Source organism: Brevinematales bacterium (assembly GCA_026415355.1).
Classification (GTDB): domain Bacteria; phylum Spirochaetota; class Brevinematia; order DTOW01; family DTOW01; genus SKYB106.
Map to the genome: position 1 here is coordinate 1 of JAOAHF010000031.1, position 3,543 is coordinate 3,543.

Sequence of the window (3,543 nt, forward strand, 5' to 3'; positions counted from 1 at the left end):
CCCATAATAAATAATATTGCCAGGAATTTTTACTATTCCATATACAAGTGGAATTGGTTGCCCTTCATCAGCTTGTGTAAATTTAAAATCAGAGAGTGAAGCTGGTTTTAGATTTGTTTTTGGAACAGGAGAGATAAGCCCCATTAGTAAAGTTAAGCCTGCCATTACTAATCCAGCCCAAATACCATAAAACACTGTTGTTACAGCACCTGTTAGTAAAGCTCCAAAGATAAGTGGAAAACCCATTATATCACCTCAAATACTCTGATAACTTTTTTTAAATGCCGTTTCCAGTAATCATTAAGCTCATAGATACAAACTCCTCTGTTAGGTGCAGAATTTATAAAAGTGCCATCTCCAAGATAAATGCCAGAATGATTAATTATGTCTTTTGTGCTAAATACAGAAAATCCAAGATAATCACCACGCATAAGCTCTAAATCTTCTGTATAATCCATTTCAAGATAATCAAGCTCATCTTTTAAATTTTGTCTATGCATTTTTACATATTCCATAATAATTTGTCTTTCTGTATGCTCATACCAGTCAGCAGAATAATACTCAAATTCATATCCATACTCTATAATCCCAGCTATTGTAAGCATAGCACCAATGAATTGATTGCAGTCAGCTCCTCTGCCTTTAATACCATGCATATGCAGATATGGTGTATTAAGCCAACTTTTTAATTCTGCTTCAACCTTAGCCCATTTTTCATCATCTAAAAAATGCCATCTCCACATTATAAAACTCCCCATATAACAGGATTTTTAAGTGGTATGTATGGGAAACCTAAAAAATTCTGAAGATTATTAAACTTATTTTTACAAGTCTGTGCTGTCTTATCACAACCTGCATATATCTTAACAGTTTGACCGTTTACATCTTCATCAAAAGGCACATGAATATGAATAACACCAGCTGTATTGTCATGTTTTGTAATTAATCTTGTATTACTACCCCACTCAACATAACCATATGTAAAAAAATCTGATGCATAGCTTTGAAGTTGAGTTGAAGCAAGAGTAGAACCTCCACTATGCACAGTAACTATAGTTGTAAGCCTAAAGTTATTTTTATTTAGCAAACATCTACTATCAAATAATGTATTGTTGCAGTAAGCAGAGTAAACGAAAGGTGGCACTTTACATTTATTCAGTGAAAGAATATCTACAGCCTTCAGTGTTAAAACTCTGTTAGAAACACCAACAATATCTCCTTCACCTACAAATAACACTTTTTCTACATCTGCCTCAACAAAATATCTAATAATTTTCACTCTAATACGAGGAATATTAGAAGTTAAAAAAGTTAAGCTCACATTTTCCCTTGTTGCAAAAGATATAGTAACAGTTCTTTCTTCACCTTTTTCTATTTCAAAATCAGTTCTTTCCATCACTGTAGGCGTATATTCTATATCACTCTTAGTAATTTTATATCTATACGGTGTTAAATATAAAGCCCATTCAGTAGTAATAAATTGATATAGCTCTACAAAGTAAGGAACTTCTGTCTTTGTTATTTGAATATTATATGACATAACTACACCTCCGCATATTCATATGGTAACTCTATCATAGTAACTGTAGTTTTCGCATATAGTGTAGAGTCATCTGCTCTACTTATGTTCATCTCAAGTTGACCGTCAAACCTAACAAGTAATACTCTACCAAACATAGACACAGAGCTTGGATAAATAGTATAAGGCACACCAGAATCAACTATAATATTTTCAACTTGATTATTAACTATTTCAGCATCTACAACCTTCCTAATAATTAAATCTTCCCCAACTATCATGAAGATTCTTTCATGCCCTGTATATCGTTCATCAAACCCCACTCTTTTAATAGGAAGCAGTATTGAGCCAGATGTAACAGTTTGAGTTAGTTCAAATTCATTTATCCAGTTTAAAACCCAAAACTTGCTAAATTCACCTTTTCTTTGTATATAAAAATCAACAAATTCTTTGTATTCAGCTCTTGTCTTAAAGAAGAAACTTGCCTTTATTTGCCTTCTCCCATTGCCAAAAATATATGCAGATATTTTAGTACCAGGAAAATTTAAGATACTTCCCATAGGTTGAAAATCGCAAGTAAAATCATCTAATAAAGGGCTATTAAGTAATATACTTGTAACTGAACCCAACCCAGATATATAGTTCACCCTGTAAACACCTCAGTTATTGATATGTCAGCAATTGCATAATTACCTACTTTGGCTTCAACAGAGACTGAATCTGCCTTTGATACCAGAAGTGGAAACAGCACTGTAACGCTTTTAGGAAAATCACCTACAACCGCACTGTTAAGAGTAATTTTTTTGTTAGGTAAATCTATACTACTGACGACAAGACATTCATAAGCAAAGTTATCTTCTCTAAAAGCAAGAATAAATTTTGAGCTTGACAATTCTGTATAGTTTGATATAGTTTCATTTACATATACAGTTGTCAGCCCTTGAATATTGTTAGCAGTAGGTGTCATTTTTTCATGGGGGATTGATACTCCTAAAACTTTACCTCCAAGTCTATCCATAATATTTACTGTAAAATTTTTGCTTAACTCTGGAATATAAACATTGCCAGAAATACTTCTAATGCATGAAGGATGTATCAGTCTTCTTTGTTCCTTCATTACATTGTTAATAGCTTTAGCAACTTCAAACTGATATATAAACCTGTAACTATCTGCAAGAAAATGAACTACAGGTAAAACCAAAATTCTTTGACCTAAAACATAGATATAATAGTATTCGCCACTTATCTTGAGTTTGAAATAGCCATCAAAAAAAGGTACTCCAGAACCTTCACATACTATACTTGTTTGTAATAACTCCAGAGTTTTCAACTGCCTATTAGACAAATTTTGTGAGAAATAAACATCAAATAGACTTACTCTTACAACTTCTTGTATAGTTTTTACTTGGTAAATATAAGCATTCCATATATAAACATCATAATATTCTGTTTTAGTGACCAGACCCGCATTAATTTTTGTAGGAACTATCCATATCTGATTATAAATAACATTTGTCATATCAGAAGCTACTACGCCTATACCTGAAGAATAAGATATAGTTGGCTTAACAACATTTAAATCTCCACCAAAACTGGTTTGGCTTGGAATAGCAGTATGTAGAAATAATATTTCATCTCCAGCAAATAATCCTATGTCAGCAACACTATACATTTTCTATTTCAACTGCTATGCCATGAGTTTCAGTATATCTTAACAAAGGAAACATAATAAATTTTCTATTTCCATAAGTTACTTCTTGACCAGTTACAAAATTAGGATAATGCGGTGCGGCATAATAAGGCAATTCTCCTATCGGGAAAAAATAAGTATAACCACCTATGGTAGGTTTAACGCTAACAATTGGCTTTATTATTGTTGCTTTTTGTGTAAACGGGTTATATGAAACTGCATTGTGATATTGCAGCCCCTGACAATAATTGTTTGGTCTCCAGAAACCACTATCATAAAATAAGTCCCCAGTCCCATAAGCAAACTGAAGTGGGTTACCAGCAGAAGTAAGAGC

Annotated in this window: 6 protein-coding genes; all 6 read right to left on the reverse strand. The window is 32.7% G+C overall.

The features are described from left to right. Positions 1-246: hypothetical protein (locus tag N2712_07815; protein MCX8029882.1), on the reverse strand; the 246-nt coding region annotated here is incomplete at its 3' end. After that, a complete protein-coding gene (locus tag N2712_07820; GenBank protein ID MCX8029883.1) occupies positions 246-743 on the reverse strand; it encodes an NlpC/P60 family protein in 498 nt (165 codons plus the stop codon). The genes N2712_07815 and N2712_07820, both read right to left, overlap by 1 nt. After that, on the reverse strand, positions 743-1,540 hold the full coding sequence (locus N2712_07825; GenBank protein MCX8029884.1) for a phage BR0599 family protein: 798 nt from the start codon (positions 1,538-1,540) through the stop codon (positions 743-745). The genes N2712_07820 and N2712_07825 overlap by 1 nt, the downstream gene beginning before the upstream one ends. Before the next feature lie 2 nt (positions 1,541-1,542). Beyond that, complete coding sequence (locus N2712_07830; GenBank protein MCX8029885.1) at positions 1,543-2,079, reverse strand: hypothetical protein; 537 nt, start codon at positions 2,077-2,079, stop codon at positions 1,543-1,545. An 83-nt stretch (positions 2,080-2,162) separates the two neighbouring features. Continuing rightward, complete coding sequence (locus tag N2712_07835) at positions 2,163-3,191, reverse strand: hypothetical protein (GenBank protein ID MCX8029886.1); 1,029 nt, start codon at positions 3,189-3,191, stop codon at positions 2,163-2,165. Next, a partial coding sequence (locus N2712_07840; protein ID MCX8029887.1) for a hypothetical protein occupies positions 3,184-3,543 on the reverse strand: 360 nt, incomplete at its 5' end. The genes N2712_07835 and N2712_07840, both read right to left, overlap by 8 nt.

Coding starts and splice junctions, on each gene's coding strand:
- N2712_07830 (MCX8029885.1), bottom strand. CDS start 2,079: ATGGGAAGTATCTTAAATTTTCCTGGTACTAAAATATCTGCATATATT.
- N2712_07835 (MCX8029886.1), bottom strand. CDS start 3,191: ATGTATAGTGTTGCTGACATAGGATTATTTGCTGGAGATGAAATATTA.
- N2712_07825 (MCX8029884.1), bottom strand. CDS start 1,540: ATGTCATATAATATTCAAATAACAAAGACAGAAGTTCCTTACTTTGTA.
- N2712_07820 (MCX8029883.1), bottom strand. CDS start 743: ATGTGGAGATGGCATTTTTTAGATGATGAAAAATGGGCTAAGGTTGAA.